At 63.8% G+C, this 18,841-nt stretch carries 12 protein-coding genes and 1 tRNA gene; 6 read left to right on the plus strand and 7 right to left on the minus strand.

Features of this window, described 5'->3' with window-relative positions:
* Positions 1–219: 219 nt before the first annotated feature.
* Positions 220–1,617, minus strand: a complete 1,398-nt coding sequence (locus tag KF886_16900) for a Gfo/Idh/MocA family oxidoreductase (GenBank protein MBX3179036.1) — start codon at positions 1,615–1,617, stop codon at positions 220–222.
* Positions 1,618–1,824: 207 nt separating this feature from the next.
* Between KF886_16900 and KF886_16905 the strand changes: the two genes are divergently transcribed.
* A complete protein-coding gene (locus tag KF886_16905) occupies positions 1,825–2,004 on the plus strand; it encodes a hypothetical protein (protein MBX3179037.1) in 180 nt (59 codons plus the stop codon).
* A gap of 125 nt (positions 2,005–2,129) precedes the next feature.
* On the opposite strand, the gene KF886_16910 is transcribed toward KF886_16905, so the two are convergent.
* The 3 genes from KF886_16910 to KF886_16920 all read right to left on the minus strand — a co-directional run bounded on the left by KF886_16910 (position 2,130) and on the right by KF886_16920 (position 4,108).
* Entirely contained in the window at positions 2,130–2,603 is a 474-nt protein-coding gene (locus tag KF886_16910; protein MBX3179038.1) for a hypothetical protein, read from the minus strand.
* Between the two features lie 149 nt (positions 2,604–2,752).
* The gene (locus KF886_16915; GenBank protein MBX3179039.1) at positions 2,753–3,382 is read right to left on the minus strand and encodes a glutathione peroxidase; all 630 of its coding nucleotides are present in this window, start codon (positions 3,380–3,382) and stop codon (positions 2,753–2,755) included.
* A 90-nt stretch (positions 3,383–3,472) separates the two neighbouring features.
* A complete protein-coding gene (locus tag KF886_16920; protein ID MBX3179040.1) occupies positions 3,473–4,108 on the minus strand; it encodes a glutathione peroxidase in 636 nt (211 codons plus the stop codon).
* A 354-nt stretch (positions 4,109–4,462) separates the two neighbouring features.
* On the opposite strand from KF886_16920, the gene KF886_16925 reads away from it, so the two are divergent.
* The 4 genes from KF886_16925 (at position 4,463) to KF886_16940 (ending at position 7,298) form a co-directional block, all read left to right on the plus strand.
* Positions 4,463–4,669, plus strand: a complete 207-nt coding sequence (locus KF886_16925) for a hypothetical protein (protein MBX3179041.1) — start codon at positions 4,463–4,465, stop codon at positions 4,667–4,669.
* A gap of 357 nt (positions 4,670–5,026) precedes the next feature.
* The gene (locus tag KF886_16930) at positions 5,027–6,238 is read left to right on the plus strand and encodes a GNAT family N-acetyltransferase (GenBank protein MBX3179042.1); all 1,212 of its coding nucleotides are present in this window, start codon (positions 5,027–5,029) and stop codon (positions 6,236–6,238) included.
* A gap of 52 nt (positions 6,239–6,290) precedes the next feature.
* A tRNA-Leu gene (locus tag KF886_16935) sits at positions 6,291–6,377 on the plus strand.
* A 405-nt stretch (positions 6,378–6,782) separates the two neighbouring features.
* Positions 6,783–7,298 (plus strand): DUF4279 domain-containing protein, encoded by a 516-nt coding sequence (locus KF886_16940; GenBank protein MBX3179043.1) that lies wholly within the window; start codon positions 6,783–6,785, stop codon positions 7,296–7,298.
* A gap of 26 nt (positions 7,299–7,324) precedes the next feature.
* Here KF886_16940 and KF886_16945 read toward each other — a convergent pair whose 3' ends face one another.
* The gene (locus tag KF886_16945) at positions 7,325–12,265 is read right to left on the minus strand and encodes a leucine-rich repeat domain-containing protein (GenBank protein ID MBX3179044.1); all 4,941 of its coding nucleotides are present in this window, start codon (positions 12,263–12,265) and stop codon (positions 7,325–7,327) included.
* A 757-nt stretch (positions 12,266–13,022) separates the two neighbouring features.
* On the opposite strand from KF886_16945, the gene KF886_16950 reads away from it, so the two are divergent.
* The gene (locus tag KF886_16950) at positions 13,023–13,682 is read left to right on the plus strand and encodes an RHS repeat-associated core domain-containing protein (GenBank protein ID MBX3179045.1); all 660 of its coding nucleotides are present in this window, start codon (positions 13,023–13,025) and stop codon (positions 13,680–13,682) included.
* Between the two features lie 1,918 nt (positions 13,683–15,600).
* Here KF886_16950 and KF886_16955 read toward each other — a convergent pair.
* Together KF886_16955 and KF886_16960 are read right to left on the minus strand one after the other, a co-directional pair.
* Positions 15,601–17,202, minus strand: a complete 1,602-nt coding sequence (locus KF886_16955; GenBank protein MBX3179046.1) for a mercuric reductase — start codon at positions 17,200–17,202, stop codon at positions 15,601–15,603.
* Positions 17,154–18,779 carry a VTT domain-containing protein gene (locus tag KF886_16960; protein MBX3179047.1) on the minus strand — a complete coding sequence of 542 codons (1,626 nt, stop codon included), beginning with the start codon at positions 18,777–18,779 and terminating at the stop codon, positions 17,154–17,156. The genes KF886_16955 and KF886_16960 overlap by 49 nt, the downstream gene beginning before the upstream one ends.
* Positions 18,780–18,841 lie beyond the last annotated feature (62 nt).

An 18,841-nucleotide genomic window follows, 5' to 3' on the forward strand; every position in this document is an offset into this window, starting at 1 on the left:
ATTATGGGGCTTCGTCCACGACCAGTTCGGCCGCATTACGCAGAGGACGCAGGGTAGCGAAACGGCCATCTATTATTACCGTTAAGACGGGACAGCCCCGGACGAGACGGCCACCCCACGACCGCCCGGTGATCCGCCCGGCGACCGGCCGTACTGCCAGGCCTCCGCTCCGGGGCCGTGTCGGTCCCTGCGAAGCGCCGACAACCCGGGGGGCGTGATTCAGGCCCAGTCGCGCCGCGGCCGCGCGATCATGGCGTTTGCTTCGTCGTCGTTGGTGAAGGTTTCTTTTGCCGGGTCCCACTCGAGGACCTTGCCCATGCGCTGGATGGCGATGTTCCAGAGGTGGCAGATGCTGGCGGTGCGGTGGCCGGTTTCGACGGGCTCCAGGGGGTCCTGGCGGGTCTTGACGCAATCGATGAAGTTGCGGACATGATCGCCGTAGTAGTCGCCCATTTCGGCGAAGGTGCGCTCGGGGTTGGAGACGGGAAGGCGGAGGTCGTTGGGGCCGAGCTCGACGCTTTCGATGGCCTTGCTGGAGGCCTCGACCTTGCCGAAGAGGCCGTACTTCACCCAGCCCTCGGTCCCTTCAAAGCGGACGCCCATGTACTCGTCGTTGCTTTCGCCGAAAAGCTCCACGCCGTTGGCGTAGCGCGCGCGGAATTTGGCCTCGAAGGCGGTGGTGAAGAGGCTGCCCGGCTCCGGCCAGGTGGCGCCGAGGCCCTCGAATTCGACCGGGGCGGTGTGGTCGGATCCGTTGCCCCACTGGGCGATGTCGATGCTGTGCGCGCCGAGGTTGGTGATCTGGCCGCCGGAATAGTCGAGCCCGAAGCGGAATTTATAGATGCAGCGCATCTCGTGGTAGAGGACCATCGGCGCGGGCCCAAGCCAGAGGTCGTAGTCGAAGCCCTCGGGGATCGGCATGGGCTGCCAGCCGGGCCCGGGGCCGACTTTGTTGTTGTAGCCGATGTTGATGTGCATGGACTTGAGCTCGCCGATGTAGCCATTGCGGACGAGCTCGCAGATGTGGCGCGCGCGGCAGTTGGAGCGGTACTGGCTCCCGGTCTGGAAGACACGCCCGTGCCTGCGGACGGCGGCGATCATCTCGGGCCCCTCGGCGAGGGTGAGGGTCATGGGCTTCTGGCAGAAGATGTCCTTCCCGGCCTCCGCCGCCATCACGGTCATCGGCGCGTGCCAGTGATCGGGGGTGACGATCACGACAGCGTCGATGTCGTCGCGCTGGATGATCTCGCGGAAGTCGATGCAGGCGTCCACGCCGTCGTACTCGGCGGCGCCGGTCTTCTTTGCGTAGTGGCCGTTCGCGATCTGGAGCGCCGGCTCGCGGCCCATGATCGCATCCTCGTTGCGGTAGCCCTTGCTCGCGGTGTTCACGTCGCAGATGGCGCGGATCTGGACGTCGTCGTGCTTCATGAACTGCTGCATGTCGGGCGTGCCGCGCGTGCCCAGGCCGATCACGCCCACGTTGATGCGGTTGCTCGGGGCGTTGGCCCCACGGGCGGAAGCGGGGAGGATCATGGGGAAGCCCGCGGCCACGGCGGTCGCGGCGGTGGACTTGAGGAAATCCCGGCGGGTGGAGATGCGTGTCTTGATGCGTTTCACGGTGTCTGCTGCTCCATGGGGGAGATGGGCGGTCGCGCCCACCGTGTCCCCGGTCTCGATGGCCAATCCAAGGCCTATTGAACCGCAACCAGGACCCGGATCGCAAGGCGGCGAACGAAAAATACGTAAATATTCGCTTGCGTTGCGGGATATTCCGGGGTACAATTCCTCCAGATTGGCCGCAAACAAACCACGGAGGGTTTGCCCATGACGGGAATTTCGGGCGTCGGCGAGACGCTCTCCACGCAACAGATTGAATTGCAGCGGACCGTGCAAACGGCGCGCCTCCTCAAGGATGCGGCGGAGCTCCAGGGCGACCTGGCGCTGCAGTTGCTCGAATCGGCGACGGTCGATGGGACCGGCCAGCGCCTCAATGTGCAGGTTTAGCCTGTAAACCCATCGCGTTGGGTTTTTGTTGGGAATGACACGGCGGCGGAGCGGCGCATTCTTCAGGAGGAGCCCGCAGACGACTTTCGGCGCGGTCCGGTTATCCGGATCTCGCCGAACCGTTTTCAGTCGGCCCCATCGGCGATGGCTTTGAGCTGGCGCGCGAGCGGATCGAGCTCGCGGCGCCGGTCGCGGGCGCCGGCGGCCAGGCTGATCACCGGCACGAGGGCGAGTTCGGGCAGGAGAAAAAAGAGGATCCCGATCACAGGGAGCATGAAGGCCCAGATCAGAAGCGGCGGAGCGCTTCGCCACCATTCGCGGACGCCCTCGCCGCGCCGGGGCCGGTAGCACACGCGGTACTGGATGGTCCGGTTGTCCATCCGCCACACATCGAGCTCGTTGAAGTGCAGCAGGCGGGACGCCCGCCGGTCGCGCACCTGCACGCGGCAATGATCGCGGCGGCAGCGGACGATCCGCGCGGGCGCGGCGGCCAGGCCGGGGAAGAGGTCGCCGCGGGCGGCATGGCAGGCGACTCGGTGCACGAAGTCTTCGGGAACGTAGAGGGTGTGAATGTCTTGCTCGAGGGGTGTGAATTGCATGCGGCCTACCGGGGCTTTCGGCGCGCGCCGAACCAAAACGCTACCTGCCGTACCTTACCGCGCGGCTCCCGGGTTTATTCGATCCGTACATGCAAAACGGGCCGGGCGCCTTCCCCGCGCCCGGCCCGCACATCGTTGGTGACGGGGTATTAGAGAATGGCCTGGCCGCTCAGGTTGCCAACATCCAGATCGTCCCACTCATCACCGGCCTCCTCGGCCGCGAGGGCGTCTTCAATGGCCTGGATAACCTCCGGCGCGTCGGGTTTTGCATCGGGCTTGAAGCGGGCAATCACCTGGCCGTCCCGGCCGATCAGGAACTTGGTGAAGTTCCACTCGATTTCGCCGCCGAAGTCGCCGTTGGTTTCCTTGGACGTGAGATACGCGTAGAAGGGGGCCTTCTCCTCGCCCTTGACGGGAATCTTCGAGAACAGGTCAAACTTCACGCCGTAGGTCGACGTGCAGAATTCCTTGATCTCGGCGTCCGTGCCGGGCTCTTCGGCGTCGAAGTCGTTGGAGGGGAACGCGAGGATGGCGAAGCCCTTTTCCCGGTACTTCTCGTGGATCGCGGCAAGCTCCTTGTACTGGGGGGTGAGGCCGCATTTCGAGGCGACATTCACGACCAGGCACACCTTGCCTGCGTATTTCTCCGCGAGGTTGATCTCCTTGCCGTCGATATCCTTCACGGTGAAGTCAAGCGGGCCCTCGGGGGCCTTTGCGAAGGCCGGCGCAACGGTCAGGGCCAGCGCAAGCGCAAACAGAGCAGGGGCGTATCGGCGCATGATGGGGGTACTCCTTGGTTTCCAGGATGGATACACCACAGGCCGGAACGGGGTCCCGGCCTGTGCAAAACTACATGATTCGAAACTCGCTTACAGGATGGCCTGGCCGCTCAGGTTGCCAACGTCCAGATCGTCCCACTCGTCGCCGGCGTCTTCGGCCGCGAGGGCGTCTTCGATGGCCTTCACCACTTCGGGGGCGTCCGGCTTAACCTTCGGCGCGAAGCGGGCGACAACCTTGCCGTCCTTGCCAACGAGGAACTTGGCGAAGTTCCACTCGATCTCGCCGCCGTGGTCGCCGTTGGTTTCCTCGGAGGTGAGGTACTTATAAATCGGGGCCTGATCATCGCCCTTAACGGAGACCTTGGAGTACATATCGAAGCTCACGCCATAGGTCGACGTGCAGAATTCCTTGATTTCGTCGTTCGATCCGGGCTCCTGCCCGCCGAAATTGTTCGCCGGGAAGCCGATCACGGCCAGGCCCTGCTCCTGGTACTTCTTGTGGATCGCTTCAAGCTGCTCGTACTGCGGCGTGTTGCCGCACTTCGAGGCCACATTCACGATCAGGCAAACCTTGCCTTCGTACTTCTTGGCCAGCTCCACATCCTTGCCGTCGATGTCCTTCACGGTGAAGTCCAGCGGGCCGGACGGCGCCTTGTCTTCCGCGTGGACGAAGCCCGCAAGCACAAGGGCCACACAGGCGGTCAGTATGAGGGATACGCGTTTCATGTTATTCTCCTGTCAGTAAAACGTTCTGCTGAAAACCCGAACGGGTATGCCAAACTGGTCTGCCGTGGCCCTATACGCTACTATATGCACGGTCCGGCAATCAAACCGGGCGCGGCATCGCGCGGGCGCACGGGCGGCGCGATGCGCCACTACGGATACAACGATTCAACGGCAAATGTATTCAAAATTTCGCCCGGAGCGGGTCATTTCGCCCGCCCCTGTTCAAGAAAACACCGCAGCGGGAACGGCTTGTTCCCCGGGCGGGCAGAACGAACCACCGGTAATCCAAAATGGAACTGCTGCGATCCATACAGCGCTACGCCGAAACCTCCAACCACCCGGGATACACAAACAATGCCCTTGCGCCCGGAAGATGAGCTGAATCTGCCCGACGCGCCCGATTTCATCTCGCGCCCGCCGGTGTACACCGCCGGCGAGATGGCGCGGCTGTGCGAGCCGATGCTGCCCCACTGGAACCGCGCGCGCATCGCATCGCCGCCCCCGCCCTTCACCGGGCCGCGCTTCCGGCTCTATCCGGAAGATTGGGCGGACGGGGAGTAGCACCGATTCCCGGGGGGAGGCAGGGCAATCGCAGTTGAACTCGATCTCGGTATATGGGCGTAAACCTGAGTCGATTTGGAACCTTCAATCAACGATAGTGAGCGTTTTGGAGCGCCGGCATCTGTGCCGGCAAGGTCAGGGATTCGCCGTAGGCGAAATGCCAGCGCTCCAACACGCGCCCTTTTTAACATTGAAGGTGGTTCATGTGGCGCTCGGCTCGAGTTGGAAGTTTAAATGCGATTGCCCTGCGGGGGGCCGCAACGCGCCCGGGCGGCCTGCGAAAAAGCTGGTATACTTACGTCGTTCCGGCGGGAGTTGACCCGCCACAACCCCCTGAAAGGAAGATACCCTCTCCCCATGGCCGACCTGGTAGTACGAGGCGCCGCGAACGCCGACGATTGCGCCCTGGCGCTGGACCTCATGGCGAAAAGCTTCGGCCCGGATTATTTCTTCGTGGCGCGCCGCCTCGACGCGCTCATGGCGGGCTATCCCGGGTTTCACCGGGAGCACACGCGCCTCGCGTTCCGGCAGGGGCAGATCGCGGGAGCCCTCCGCATCACCACCGACACCATCCGCATCGGTGAGGCGCGCCTGAAGATGGGGGGGCTCGGGTGGATCGCCGTGGCCGGGGAATTTCGCGGGCAGGGCATCGCCAGCGCCATGATCGAGGATGCGCTGGCCTACATGCGGCGCCACAGCTACCACGTCTCGATGCTGTTTGGCATTGTGGACTTCTACCACCGATTCGGCTTCACCACCATGCTCTCCGACTACGTAACCGCCGTCGACGTGCTGGAGGCCGAGCACGCGGAACACGCGCCCTATAAGGTGCGGCTCGGCAAACCCGGCGACATCCCCGCGATCCAGAAGCTGCACAACGCCGGCGAAGCGGACGTGGCCTGCTCCATCGTGCGATCGAGCGCGCACCTCACCAACCAGTGGGAACGCTGGAAGGCCGTCCGCGTCATCACCGACGCGCGCGGCAAGGTGCAGGGCTATTTCCTCCCACGCGACGTCCCCGAAGGCCTCCTCGTCGAAGAAATCGGCCTGGCCTCCCGCGATACCTGCGGCGCCCTCCTCCACGCCTGCGCCCACCTCGCCCTGGACCGGCACGCCCCGAAAATCCGCTTCACCGCCCCCCCAAGCCACCTCTTCCTCAAATACCTCCTCCAGTACGAATCCAAATACGAAATGCAGGTCAAGCGCAACCGCGGCGGCATGATGGCCGTGGTGAACCTCGAGGAAACCCTCGAATCCATGATCCCCGAGTGGGAGAGCGGCCTCCAGCAAACCGCGCTCGCCCGCGAAAACGCCGAAGTCACCCTGCTCGTCGACCGCAAACCCTTCCGCGTCCGCGCCCACCGCGGCGCCCTCGACGTCACCCCCGTCTCCGGCGACAACAAATTCTCCATCAGCCCCGCCGAATTCGTCCAGCTCCTCAGCGGCTACCGCTACCTCGACGAAGTCATCCCCGGCCAGCGGCGCATCCTCACCGCCACCGGCCGCGCGCTCCTGCACATTCTCTTCCCCAAGCGCCTGCCCTTCGTGTGGCCACTCGACCACTTCTAGCCGCCAACAAATTGCACCGGCCCGCCCCCGGGCGCTATACTTCCCGTCCCGCGCCGGGGTGGCGAAATTGGCAGACGCAGCGGACTCAAAATCCGCCGGTAGCAATACCATAGGGGTTCGACCCCCCTCCCCGGTACCATATTGAATCGCACAGGGCCCGCGCCAAATACGCGCGGGCCCGTTTTCTTATTCAGAAGCGATATTGATAGTACCGATGAATCGTTTGGGCTATCGATAGTGCGGGCTCTCAGCCCTTCACAGGTTTTGACCCGCGATTCATGGGCGTTGCCCCACGCTCGCAAGGATCGGGCCTTCGGCACTAAAAAATCCGGGAACATCTTCAGCACCGAAGGTGCGCCCCATGCCAGCCTGGGCCAACGGCCCAGGTAAATGGTGGAAGTATCCGGCCAGGGCTGAAGGCCCGCATCATAATGGGTTTCCAGCGCGGTGCAAATGCCGGGTATGCATAAAACCCCCATAGACAGGCCAACCCTCCGGTGCGGGCCTGCTCTAACCCGGACATCCAACAGATAAGCAGCCCTTATTGAACATCAGCGAAGACAACCACGACCGCCTCACCCAGGCGTCCGCAATCCAGGTCGGCGGCGCGCCCGCCGACAGCAAGGCGACCCTCTGCATCTACGCGGACGCCCTCGATCCCGATTTTGTCAGCGAGACCGTGGCGCGCCGGCCCACCAGCGCACGCCGGAAAGGGGAACGCGACGCGAGGCGTCCCTCCATTCCGCCCGCAACAGTGGGGCAGTGGTTCCTCGAAGCGCCGGACCCACTGCCGTTCGTGGAGAAGATACAATTCCTGCTGGACGCGACCACGGATCTCGAGGGCAATTGGCGCACCCTCGCGGAATCACACCGCCTGGAACTGCGCACCGCCATTTTCCTCCGCTCCTGGACCGAAGGCTTCGAGCTCTCCAGCGACGTGCTCGCCGAAATCGCCCGGCGCCACTGGCATTTCTCCCTCTCCATGTACAGCGCCGACGGCGACGAAATCGTCGAGTCGTTTCTCGGCCCGGCCATCCCCCGGGACCCCACGCGACACTGAGATCATCGCGCGGGCCCCGGCGGGCATCACATGGTTCGCGATGGATACCTCCAGCCGGCCAGTACAAACAACGCGAGCCCAAGGAAAAAGAGATCTCCGGCGGCGCCCCGGATTGACTCGACGAAGCGTTTCCCACTCTGGGGGCAACCAACAGGCGCTTCACCCTCACCCTCACCCTCGCCCTCGCCTTCACCTTCACCTTCACCTTCACCTTCACCCTCGCCTTCACCTTCACCTTCACCCTCGCCTTCGCCTTCGCCCTCGCCCTCGCCCTCGCCTTCACCTTCGCCTTCGCCCTCGCCTTCACCTTCACCTTCACCTTCGCCTTCACCTTCACCTTCACCTTCACCTTCACCTTCGCCTTCACCCTCGCCTTCACCTTCGCCTTCACCTTCGCCTTCACCCTCGCCTTCACCTTCGCCTTCACCTTCGCCTTCACCCTCGCCGCCCCCGGTAGCCAGGCTCTTGAACGTGACGTGAACAGACGTATCGTGGTCCATTGTCAAGGAGAGACGATTGCCGAAAATGGGGTGCGAATTCGGCGCCCCATCAACATCGATACGTTCGATGTACGACTGTCCCGCCACAGATTCAATGCGGACATCGACGTCGCTATCCACAAGGTAGCGCCCGCCTTCCGTCGCGCCATCCAGGGCGGGATCCAGGGCGGTGAGGACGCCGTTACCGACTTTGGTGAGCCGGAGTACATGAGTCTGCTGAAGTATCAGAGCGTCCTCCAACACAAATTCCCGCTCCAGGCCGCCCAACTCTGTGATGGCGACTTCGACGGCCCGGCTCTTTCCTTCTACCGGGAGCAACGTCAAAACGGGCGAAATGACGTGTAGCACGTGGCCATTCGCGGCGAAGTCCTCGTCCGAATCCGTCGCGGTGTCCAGCCGGAAGGCCGCCGGCTGGCCATCGAAAAAAACGGACATCTGGCTCTCCGCTTCCTCGACGGACAGCGGCTGGAGCAGGGGAAACAAGCCATGCAAAGTAAGCGGTGTGGCCATGCCCGCGGGCAGGACGCCCGGCGCGACCGAGTCCAGCGCCAGATAGGCGCCCGGGCCGCTCGAAGGATCGGCGGGATCAGTGCCACCGAATAGTTCGAACGCGTCGGGGAAACCGTCTCCGTCCGTGTCGGCGGACGCTGGGTCGGTACCGATGTGAAGCTCGTATTCGTCGGCCAGACCATCGCCATCGGTGTCACCGCCGCAGGAGCCCGTTGTCAGCACATTGGCGCCTCGCGCCTGGAGGGCGGGGACGTCCACGCAGAGGGATGATTGGGAAAGAGGATTCAGCGTCGCGTCAAGATAACTTTGTTCACCCAGGCCACCAACTTGCGTTAACGGCGAAAGATCACGGATGAGGTTTCCCGTAATATATAGATCCAGCAGCGCGTGCATTTCTTCGAGCGGCGCAATGTCCCGAATTTGGTTGTCCGACAGGTAAAGCGCCAGCATGCCGGTCATGCCGCGGAGTGGCTCTACATCCGAGATCCGGTTCTCGAAAATCCACAGCCCCTCAAGTTGCGTGAGATTCGCAAGCGGCTGGAGATCGGAAATCTCGTTTCCGGAAAGGTTCAGGTAAATCAGACTCCGCAAGTCCGCAAGGGCGGAAATGTCACGCAACTCGTTGCGGGGAAGCCAAAGCGCAATCAGGTTCGCCAGTTGCGAGAGGCTCTCCAGATCATTATCCCCGATGCCGATCTCACTCAGATCGAGGTATTCAAGCTGCCCAAGGCCGGCGAGCACGTCCAGTGTTTCGAGTGGATTGCCATTGAGCCAGAGGGTAGTCAGGTTGGCGCATTCCGACAGTGGACCCAGATCGGAAATGTTGTTCCAATCGAGGCCAAGGAGAGTCAGTTCGGAGAGCGCCGCGAGGGGAGCAAGGTCTTCGATTTCATTCTGACCAAGCCGAAGCTGTCGCAGATTAACCAGGCTCGCGAGCGGGGAGAGATCCTGAACGGCGTTTGAAGAAAGGTGCAAATACTCAAGCGCCACACAATGTTCCAGCCCCGCCAGGCTTGCCACGCCGGCTCTGTTCACCGTGAGAACCGCCAAGCCCGCAACATCGTGCGTATACAATTCCCCATCGGGCTTACCGATCGCCCGTCGCACGGCCGCATCCAGATTGGGGTCTTCGATACTAAAGGGGAACCCTGGCTCTCCTTCTCCTTCTCCTTCTCCCTCTCCTTCTCCTTCGCCTTCTCCTTCGCCACCCTCCGGCGTCAGCGGATCCGTTCCGTTGCGTACTTCGTCCGCGTCGCTTATGCCATCCCCGTCCGTGTCCGCATTGTTGGGGTCTGTACCGATGAATGACTCGTACGCATCCGCAAGCCCATCACCATCCGCGTCCGCGCCACAGGACCCGGTCCAGGTCACATAGACCCGGCGTGTCTTCAGCGCCGGCACATCGACGCAAATGGCGTGCTGGGTCAGTGGGTTCTTATCAAGGTACACCCTACTGGAATAATCCAACGCAAGGTTCTCGACCAGCGGTGTTATATCAAAAATGAGATTCTTCTCGAGGCTGACGTGACTGAGGTTTGGCAGGGAACGCAAGGGGGAGAGGTCAGCGATCCTGTTGCCGTCAAGCAAGAGCGTCTGAGCCGAAAGAACCCTCGACAGCAACCCAATGTCCCGTATGCGGTTGTTCCGGCAATCCAGCCTCGAGAGCGACGGCATACCCTCAAGTTCTGGCAGAGATTCCAGAAGATTGCTGTCCAGGCGCAGATAGGTCAGCGCGCTCAGCGCGGACAGGGGAGACGCGTCCGTAATCTGGTTGTATGCAAGACTGAGCCATTTGAGCGAGGCGAGTCCAGACAGGGGCCCGCATTCCGCGATATCGTTAAAGGAAGCGGAGAGGTATTCCAGGTTGCCGAGGGCGGCGAGCGCGTCCAGGCGCTCGATGGCGTTCGAATCGATGTACAGTCGTTCGAGCCCGGTGAGGTTGGAAAGCGCATCAAGCACAACGATCTCATTGCCGCTAAGGCTGAGCCGAGTCAGGTTGTGGAGCGCGGACAGTCCGGTGAGATCCATAATGTCGTTTCGAGCCAGACCGAGGTATTCGAGCAGCGCCAATGACGCCAGCGGCCTCACGTTCGTAATCCGGTTGTAGGATAGCTCCAGCAAATCAAGCTTACGCAAATTCGACAACGGGCTGAGATCGGTAATGAAGTTCGTTGATAGGTCCAGAATTGCCAGTTCATTGAGACCGGACAGCGGGCCGATATCCTCGAGGCCGTGACCGGCCAGATACAGCAATGTCAGTTGCGTCAGGCTTTCCAGCACGGTGAGATCGTCCAGGTTTGAGGCCGCGGGCTCACCAAAATAGCCGCCGATGCTTAGATCAAGCTCCGTCAGGTTTGTCAACGATGCGATCGGCGTATAGTCCACGATTGCGTTGCTCCGCAGAAACAGCCGTGTTAGATCCGTGCAAAATTCCAGCCCCGTCAGATTCACAATCCCGGCGTACGGCGCCGCCAATTCCGTCAGTCCCGTTCCAACCAGGTGCGACGGCGTCAGATCGTCCCAGGGATTGCGCAATGCCGCGCGTACCGCGCCTTCCAGGTTGGGATCGGGAAACAGCGGTACAAACTCGCCTTCACCCTCGCCTTCACCCTCACCCTCGCCCTCGCCCTCGCCCGGGAGACAATGCTCCAGCCCCAAATCGATTGAGGCGAGCAATGAATTCCTCCCGCCCAGATAGTAGTAATAGTCCACCGCTCGCATGACGACGACGGCGTGCTCGCCCAGGCGGTCCAGCGTGAAATCCGTCGCCAGCGTCTCCAGCGGATGGCCATACAGATCGGTGAACGATGGAGCCAGGGCGCGGGCCGGGGTAAGCCGGCCCGTATCCAGATTTCGTGAGAAGGTTGTAATACTCCCATTACGATACGATGTGGCAACCGCCGCGCGCCCATCCGAGCTAACCGCGATATCATACGGATATTCATATTCCAGCGTCTGAACCGGCGCATGGCTCAGCTGGCCCGTTGCCTGATCGCGACTGAACATCTGGATGCGATTCGTGTCGTAACGGGCGAGATACAACGAAGACCCATCCGGGGAAACGGTCATACGCGCCCCGCCATACTGGTAAGAAGGGCTGAAATCGTCTACGCGCACCGTCTGAGACCTGGCGTAGAGCCCAGTCTCCGTATTTCGCGAATAGGCCGCTATCTCGATCCCGCCGTAGCCCAGCGACTGCGAGGTGTAGAGGGTATTGCCGCCCGGGTCAAGCGCGGTGGTCAACTCCGGTTCCCAGATTGAAGTCTCCTCGTCGATCACCTGATCCAGAATCAGCGCGCCAGAATCCGGCGCCACAAGAAAAATCGAGAGAATGGACCGCCTTCCAAGGCTGGAAGCCACAAACAAGCGGCTTCCGTCCGGCGCTACGGCGAGCGAGCCATACCGGCCGAGGGCGCCGCCATCGCCCGGCTCGTTGCCGTGCAACACGAACATGGGCGTGAGCACGCCCGATCGTTCGTTCCGCCCGAGCACGGCGAGGTTTCCATGATCCCCACCAGAGTAGTAATCGTAGTTCCGATAAAAAGCAAACAGAAAACGCCCGTCCGAAGAGGATTCGAGCGCACTTACGCTGAAGTCATAAGCGTAGTAATAGTAGCCGTACTCATCCTGCACGGCGGGAAACTGAAAAGCGTGCGCTGGCTCAAGGGAATGCGTATCCGGGTCCCGCCTGAAGCACTGAATTGGTGCATAAGGGCCTGAGGCGACATAGAGGAAACGTCCGTCCGGAGAAAGCACGGGTCTGCTGTAGTAATCCGCGTCCGAGGCGCCGCCAAGTTGCGGATAGGAATTGGCCAGCGTCGGCGTGACCGGGTCGGCGCAGGGCGTATCTTGCTCCGCCGCGTCCGCCGCGGCCCCGGACACGGGAAAGAACGCCCAAAAACAGAACACAACCGCCCCGAGCGCGACTGCGCGCGCCACCTCGCGAATTGACAGCATCTGCCGCCCTTCCCGAGACGGGACCAGAATACCACCACCGGCCCCGGCTCATTCTTTCGAGCACCCCGTAATCAGAAGTACTTGCCCAATGCGCCACACCCTCCCGCCATGAAAGACGCCCGGTCTCCCGCAGCTCAAGTGCTAGTACTCTACCGGAAACCCACGTTAGCGTCAAGCCCGCCGGCGCGCTCACGCTCCAATTTGCGGGCCACGCCACAAATTCGTCAATCCCATTTTGGGACAAACCGCCCATTATTGCGCAGGAAAATCCAGAAAAACCGGCTCGGAATCGCCCCGAAGCCTTTCGCATGCGCCGCACGAATTTTTTTCTTGACACCCCGGCCCATCCGGTGTACGGTCAAACCCACGCGGCAGTTCAGCGCGTAAAGAAACGACTCCGAAACAGCAACCCACCTGAAGGGGCTACTCCGATGGACCTGTTCCCGCGCCAAAGGCGGTCTGTGATGTCCCGGCGCCGGACGCGCAGCGGATCGGGGACATTTCCGCAAGCCGCGGGCATCCGGAACGCCACCAGGCGATTGGCCACACGAGCGGCGCAACAGGAGGTTGGGCATCCTGCCCGACGCAACATGCGCTCCCGATGCGGCAGTACCTGCAATTTCGTCGCATAACCGACCGTTTCCGCGTGGACACGCCAGGGGGACCTGACCTGAAAGCCAGCCACCTACGAAATCGAAGCGCGCGCTGCCGCAGACACGAATGTCCGCGATCCTACGACACCGGCAACCGGCTGACCATGGTGGACATCCCCAACGGCATGCACACGGAGTATGCGTATGACACCTCGGGGCGGCAGAACGCTATCCACCACAAAGATAGGACGACGATCCTCCAGGGCTTTGACGTGATCAGCACCGAGGACGACGCGGACGGCAGCACGGGCACGCTGACGATGACCAACGTGGTCCTGGCGCCCACCGCCCAGGTCTCCGCCACCCTCGGCGGTCTGGCGGGAACCACGCCCTCCAGCGGCACGGCGCGCTACTACGCCACCGACCACCTCGGCAGCACGCGAAGCGCGTGGGACGGCTCCAAGGCCAGCGTGGGCGCCTACGAATTCACCCCCTACGGCGGCGAATACAACCACACCGGAGCCGCTCTCGACTCCCTCGCTGGCGCCTACACCGGAAAGCCATGGGACGGAACCGCGCAACTCTTCCACTTCCCCTACCGCCAATACAGTCCCGATATGGCCCGGTGGACTACCAGGGATCCGCTGGGGATGGTCGATGGATTGAATTTGTATGGGTATGTGGTAGGAAATCCGAATAAGTACGTAGATGACACTGGGGGCGGTGCCATCTTGATCGGCGGATTGATTGGCGGAGGAGTACTCCTTGGAATTGGCGCGTACTGCGCGTGGACAGGAAACTGCGGAGACTGGGGACTGAAATAGGGGACAGCCACCTATTAATATTTCTATTCGGTCTGGATATCACCACCTGTTACGTCGATGATGATCTCGGTACGATGATCGAGATGACCGACCTGCGCGCCCCAGCTCGACCCCGACCGGGACGTACCCCCGCGCTGGGGCGTGACGCGTTGACGCTCCGGGCGCCAGTGGACGCGAGGGCGCCTTCTGCAACGTCTGGCGCCGGTGCGCGGGTACGTCCCTTGGGTCCGCGCCGCCAAGGGACGGGTGCGCGCTGGAAACCTCGAACCCGCGCACATAGACCAGCGTCCCGCGCATGCGACCGCCGCCCTTCCCGGACACCGCCGGTGCGCGCGCCTGTCCCGGTCGGGGTAGCGGCGGGAGGCGTGATTGTGGTGGGGGGGATTGGCACGGGCAAGCCCTTGCGGGCTTGACCGTGGCACACCCGGCAGTTGACAGTTGACAGTTGACAGTTGACAGTTGGCAGTTGGCAGGTGACAATTGACAGTTGACAGTTGACAGTTGACAGTTGACAGTTGACAGTTGACAGTTGACAGTTGACAGTTGGCAGTTGACAGTTGACAGTTGACCGCGGGGACGTTGGATTAGATTGAGGGGAGTCAAGTTTTCCGGCCTCCTGGGGGTTGAGCCGCTCGTGCGTGCGGGGTGGTTATAGCGGTGTTGGGTTGGCGTTGCTCCGGGCACACGAATCCGCCGTGGGCGGAATCGCGTGGCACGGGGGGGCATGCGTTGAAAAAGCGAGGAGCGGACTGGATATTCGCCCCTTCAAGTCGTGCATGCCGCGCGCCCCAGCTCGACCCCGACCGGGACGTACCCCCGCGCTGGGGCGTGACGTTGACGCTCCGAGCGGTAGGACCGCGGGCGTAGCCTGCCACGGCGTCTGGGCGCCGGTGCGCGGGTACGTTCCAGCGGGTCCGCGCCGCCAAGGGACGGGTGCGCGCTGGAAACCTCGAACCCGCGCACATGAATGGCGTCCCGCGCATGCGACCGCCGCCCTTCCCGGACACCGCCGGTGCGCTGCCTGTCCCGGTCAGGGTAGCGGCGGGAGGGCGTGATTGTGGTGGGGGGCAGTTGGCAGGTGACAATTGACAGTTGACAGTTGACAGTTGACAGTTGACAGTTGACAGTTGACAGTTGACAGTTGACAGTTGGCAGTTGACAGTTGACAGTTGACCGCGGGGACGTTGGATTAGATTGAGGGGAGTCAAGTTTTCCGGCCTCCTGGGGGTTGAGCCGCTCGTGTGTGCGGGGTGGTTATAGCGGTGTTGGGTTGGCGTTGCTCCGGGCACACGAATCCGCCGTGGGCGGAATCGCGTGGCACGGGGGGGCATGCGTTGAAAAAGCGAGGAGCGGACTGGATATTCGCCCCTTCAAGTCGATGCATGCCGCGCGCCCCAGCTCGACCCCGACCGGGACGTACCCCCGCGCTGGGGCGTGACGCGTTGACGCTCCGGGCGCCAGTGGACGCGAGGGCGCCTTCTGCAACGTCTGGCTTCTGTGCGGCGGTACGTCCCTTGGCGCCGCCAAGGGACGGGTGCGCGCCGGAAACCTCGAACCCGCGCACATAGACCAGCGTCCCGCGCATGCGACCGCCGCCCTTCCCGGACACCGCCGGTGCGCGCGCCTGTCCCGGTCGGAGGAAATCGGGGACAGCCTCCTATTTTTGTTAACCACATAGAATAAACGACCTATAAGAGATGCGCATCGCCGTGTTTGCCCACCACCGGCCTGTATCCGCTGGATCTGGGGCGGTCGAAGCACCACGACTACTACACCGACGCGACGACCTGGGAGCACGTGTACAACGGCAGCAACATGCTGATCGAGATCATCGCGCCGGACGCCTCGACGTACTTGGAGGCGGCCTGTCCACCCGCGGCGGTCGCTCCGGCCCGCGTTGGCCCCCGCCCGCAGGCCGCTACCGCCGCCAGGCGAGCAACGTCTCGAACAGCTTCTTAACGCGGGGCGTCAGCTTTTTTCGGTTGTAGGCGTCCGCGGCCTTCTTGATGATTTCCGCGCGGGTGGGGTAGGGGTGGATCGTGCGGGCGAGGGATCCAAGCCCCTTGCCGGCCGCCATCACGGCGGTGATTTCCGAGATCATATCGCCGGCGTGCTTGGCGACGAGCGTGGCCCCGAGAATCCGGTCGCGGCCGGCCTCGTGCACGATCCGGAGGTAGCCCTCTTCCTCGCCGTCGACGATGGCGCGGTCCACGGTGTTCAGGGCGACGTGGATGCATTCCGTCCGGATGCCCCGGGCCGCCGCTTCCTCCTCGCTCAGGCCCACGTGCGCGACTTCCGGGTCCGTGTAGGTGCTCCAAGGCAGGATGAGCGCGCTGGCCTTGTCGCGCCCGAAGAAAAGGGCGTTGCGGAGCACGATGCGGGCCTGGGCGTCGGCGGCGTGGGTGAACTTGTAAGCGGATGTGACGTCGCCCGCCGCATAGATGTGGCGGTTGCTCGTGCGGAGAAAATCGTCCACGTGCACCCCCCGCTTCCGGTCGCAGGCGACGCCCGCCGCTTCGAGGTTGAGCGATTCCACGTTGGGCGCGCGCCCCACGCCAATCAGGATTTCGTCGGCGCGGATCTCGTGCGCTTCCCCGTGGCATTCCACCCGCAGGATCCGCTCCGCGCCTTCCCGTCGCACTTCGGCCGCCTTTCCGCCGCACACGATCATGACGCCATCGCGCACGAGGGCGCGGTGCACGATTTCCGCCGCCTCGGCCTCCTCGCGGGGCAGAATCCGCGAATCCGCCTCCAGCAGCGTCACCCGCGCCCCCAGCCGCGCGAAGGCCTGCGCCAGTTCACAGCCGATCGGCCCCGCGCCGACCACGGCGAGGCGGGGGGGAAGCTCGGTGAGCGAGAATATAGTCTCGTTGGTGCGGAATCCCGCCTCGGCGAGGCCCGGAATCGGCGGCGCCGACGCGCGGGCCCCGGTGGCGATCAATGCCTTCGAGAAATGCAGCCGCGCATCGCCCACCTGGATGGACCGGGGCCCGTCGAAGCGCGCCTCGCCAAGAAACACCTCCACGCCGAGCTCGGTGAAGCGCGCGGCGGAGTCGTGGTGGCTCATGCCGGCGCGCAGGCAGCGCATGCGCTCCATGACCGCGCCAAAGTCGACGCGCGGCGGACCTTCGACGACAACGCCAAAGCGTGCGGCATCCCGCACATCGGCCGCGGCCTGCGCACAGCGGATGAGCGCCTTGCTGGGCACACAGCCGACGTTCAGGCAGTCGCCGCCCAGGAGCGATCGCTCGATCAGCGCGACTTTCGCGCCCAGGCCCGCCGCGCCCGCCGCCGCGACAAGCCCCGCGGGACCGCCGCCAATCACCACGAGGTTGTAGCGCCCCGGGGGAACGGGGTTGGTCCAATTCTCCGGGTGGACATGGTCCCGCAGCGCGCGGTTGTGCTCGTCCAGCGGGTGCAGGATCGCGTCAAGTCCCGGCGCATGCGCGGTCGCGTCGTCCAGCGGCGTGTTCACGGAAGGTTCTCCTGGCTGTTCAAGGACCAGTCGTAGTCCTTCCATTCGATCCCGGGGGGCCGGCCCGCTTCCAGCAGCTCCGCCAGTTCCGGCGCGTAGCGCGCCGCATAGGCCAGGACCCCGCCCGCCGCCTGCTCAAAATCGCCGCCGTACCAGTCATAAAGCGGCGTCAGCCGCAGCGTCCCGCCGCCGGGCGCCAGTTCGAACCAGCGCGACCCGTTGGTGTGGACAATGCGCGCCTGATCCTCCAGCTGCTCCCGCAGGCGCGCGCCGGTGTAGGCTTCCCGCCGCAGCGGCGGACAATCCCGGGCGGCGCAGACCAGCGCCCAGTGAATGTTGGGCTCGGCGAATTTGGGCCGGATTTGCTCGTGCTCCAGCTGGTTCAGGCTCCAGGTATGGCCGGCCACATTCCACCGCGCGCCGTCCCAGCGTTGATTCCCCGGAATGTCGCGAATGGATCCGATATCCTTATCCAGCCACTCCACAATCAATTGCAGGGTGAAGGCGTTGTACGCGTTGATGAGCAGGGCCAGCTTCTCGTCGCGTCCCAAATCCTCGAACGGCGCGGCGGCCAGCGAGCGGACATAAGCTTCCAGGGCCTCGGAATCCGCCCGCAGTCCCGCATAATCGACGCCGCCCGCGCGGTTTACATGTTTCTTGAGGAGCGCGTCGAAAGGCGCGTGGTCGAACTCCGCGCCGCCCGCGCCGCCGTCATAGGCCTCGTCCATCGTGACGCCCGGCGGGCCGAACAGCCCCGCGATCCAACGCGGCTGGAAATGGGCGCAGCCGGCGGCGGAAACCACCAAAACCGCCAGCGCGCCGTGCGCCAGCGCGCCGCCCCAGGAATCGCCGGCGCCCCCGGGGGACGCCGGTTCCGAGGCCGCGCGGTCCACGGGCGCGCTTTCGAGGGGCTCCTGCGCCTGGATGGCGCGCCGGGCGAGCTTCGTGATGTACACCGTGGCGGTGATCGTCGCGGCGAGGCCCACGACCATCAACGCCCACTGGCCCGGACCGCGCCCCGAATCCGCGCCGCCCAGCGCCCCCAGGCCCGCCCGGCTGGCGTAGCCGAGGTAGACGAACGTAAACGTGCCGGGAAGGATGGTCACGGCGCTGGTGAGTATGCACGGCCAGAACCGGATTGCCGTGAGGCCGTAGAGGTAGTTCTGCAGGTTGAAGGGGACAGCGGGGGAGAGCCGAAGCAGCGCGACGATCCGCCAGCCGCCTTCGCCCACGGCCCGGTCGATCGCGGCGAAGCGGGGATTGCGCGCGAAGCGCCGCTCCACCGCCGGACGGGCCAGGTAGCGCCCGATCAGGAAGGTCGCCGCCATGCCCAGCGTAGCGCCGGCCACCACCACGAGCGTTCCCGTCCACAGCCCGAAGAGGGCGCCCGCCGCCAGCGAAAGCAACGAGGCCGGCATCATCAGCAACGTCACCGCCACGTAGGCCCCCACGAACGCCACGGGCGCCAGCGCGCCAAGATCTTCGACCCAGGCCGCCAGCGACGACACCGCCTCCGCCGCCGGCAGCAGCCGGAGCAAGGCCAGAACCCCCAGCACAATCAGGACCTGGGAAACCCGCTTCACGCGCCGGGGCGCCCGGGCGCCATCCATCGTTTCAGCCACAGCGGGATCCTCCATCGCGAGTTTCAAAGTATGTAGCGCCCTGTGCGCGCACACTGGGGAGG

It is taken from the genome of Candidatus Hydrogenedentota bacterium, assembly GCA_019637335.1.
GTDB lineage: Bacteria > Hydrogenedentota > Hydrogenedentia > Hydrogenedentales > JAEUWI01 > JAEUWI01.

Coding starts and splice junctions, on each gene's coding strand:
- KF886_16905 (MBX3179037.1), top strand. CDS start 1,825: ATGACGGGAATTTCGGGCGTCGGCGAGACGCTCTCCACGCAACAGATT.
- KF886_16910 (MBX3179038.1), bottom strand. CDS start 2,603: ATGCAATTCACACCCCTCGAGCAAGACATTCACACCCTCTACGTTCCC.
- KF886_16915 (MBX3179039.1), bottom strand. CDS start 3,382: ATGCGCCGATACGCCCCTGCTCTGTTTGCGCTTGCGCTGGCCCTGACC.
- KF886_16920 (MBX3179040.1), bottom strand. CDS start 4,108: ATGAAACGCGTATCCCTCATACTGACCGCCTGTGTGGCCCTTGTGCTT.
- KF886_16925 (MBX3179041.1), top strand. CDS start 4,463: ATGCCCTTGCGCCCGGAAGATGAGCTGAATCTGCCCGACGCGCCCGAT.
- KF886_16930 (MBX3179042.1), top strand. CDS start 5,027: ATGGCCGACCTGGTAGTACGAGGCGCCGCGAACGCCGACGATTGCGCC.
- KF886_16945 (MBX3179044.1), bottom strand. CDS start 12,265: ATGCTGTCAATTCGCGAGGTGGCGCGCGCAGTCGCGCTCGGGGCGGTT.
- KF886_16950 (MBX3179045.1), top strand. CDS start 13,023: ATGGTGGACATCCCCAACGGCATGCACACGGAGTATGCGTATGACACC.
- KF886_16955 (MBX3179046.1), bottom strand. CDS start 17,202: ATGGAAGGACTACGACTGGTCCTTGAACAGCCAGGAGAACCTTCCGTG.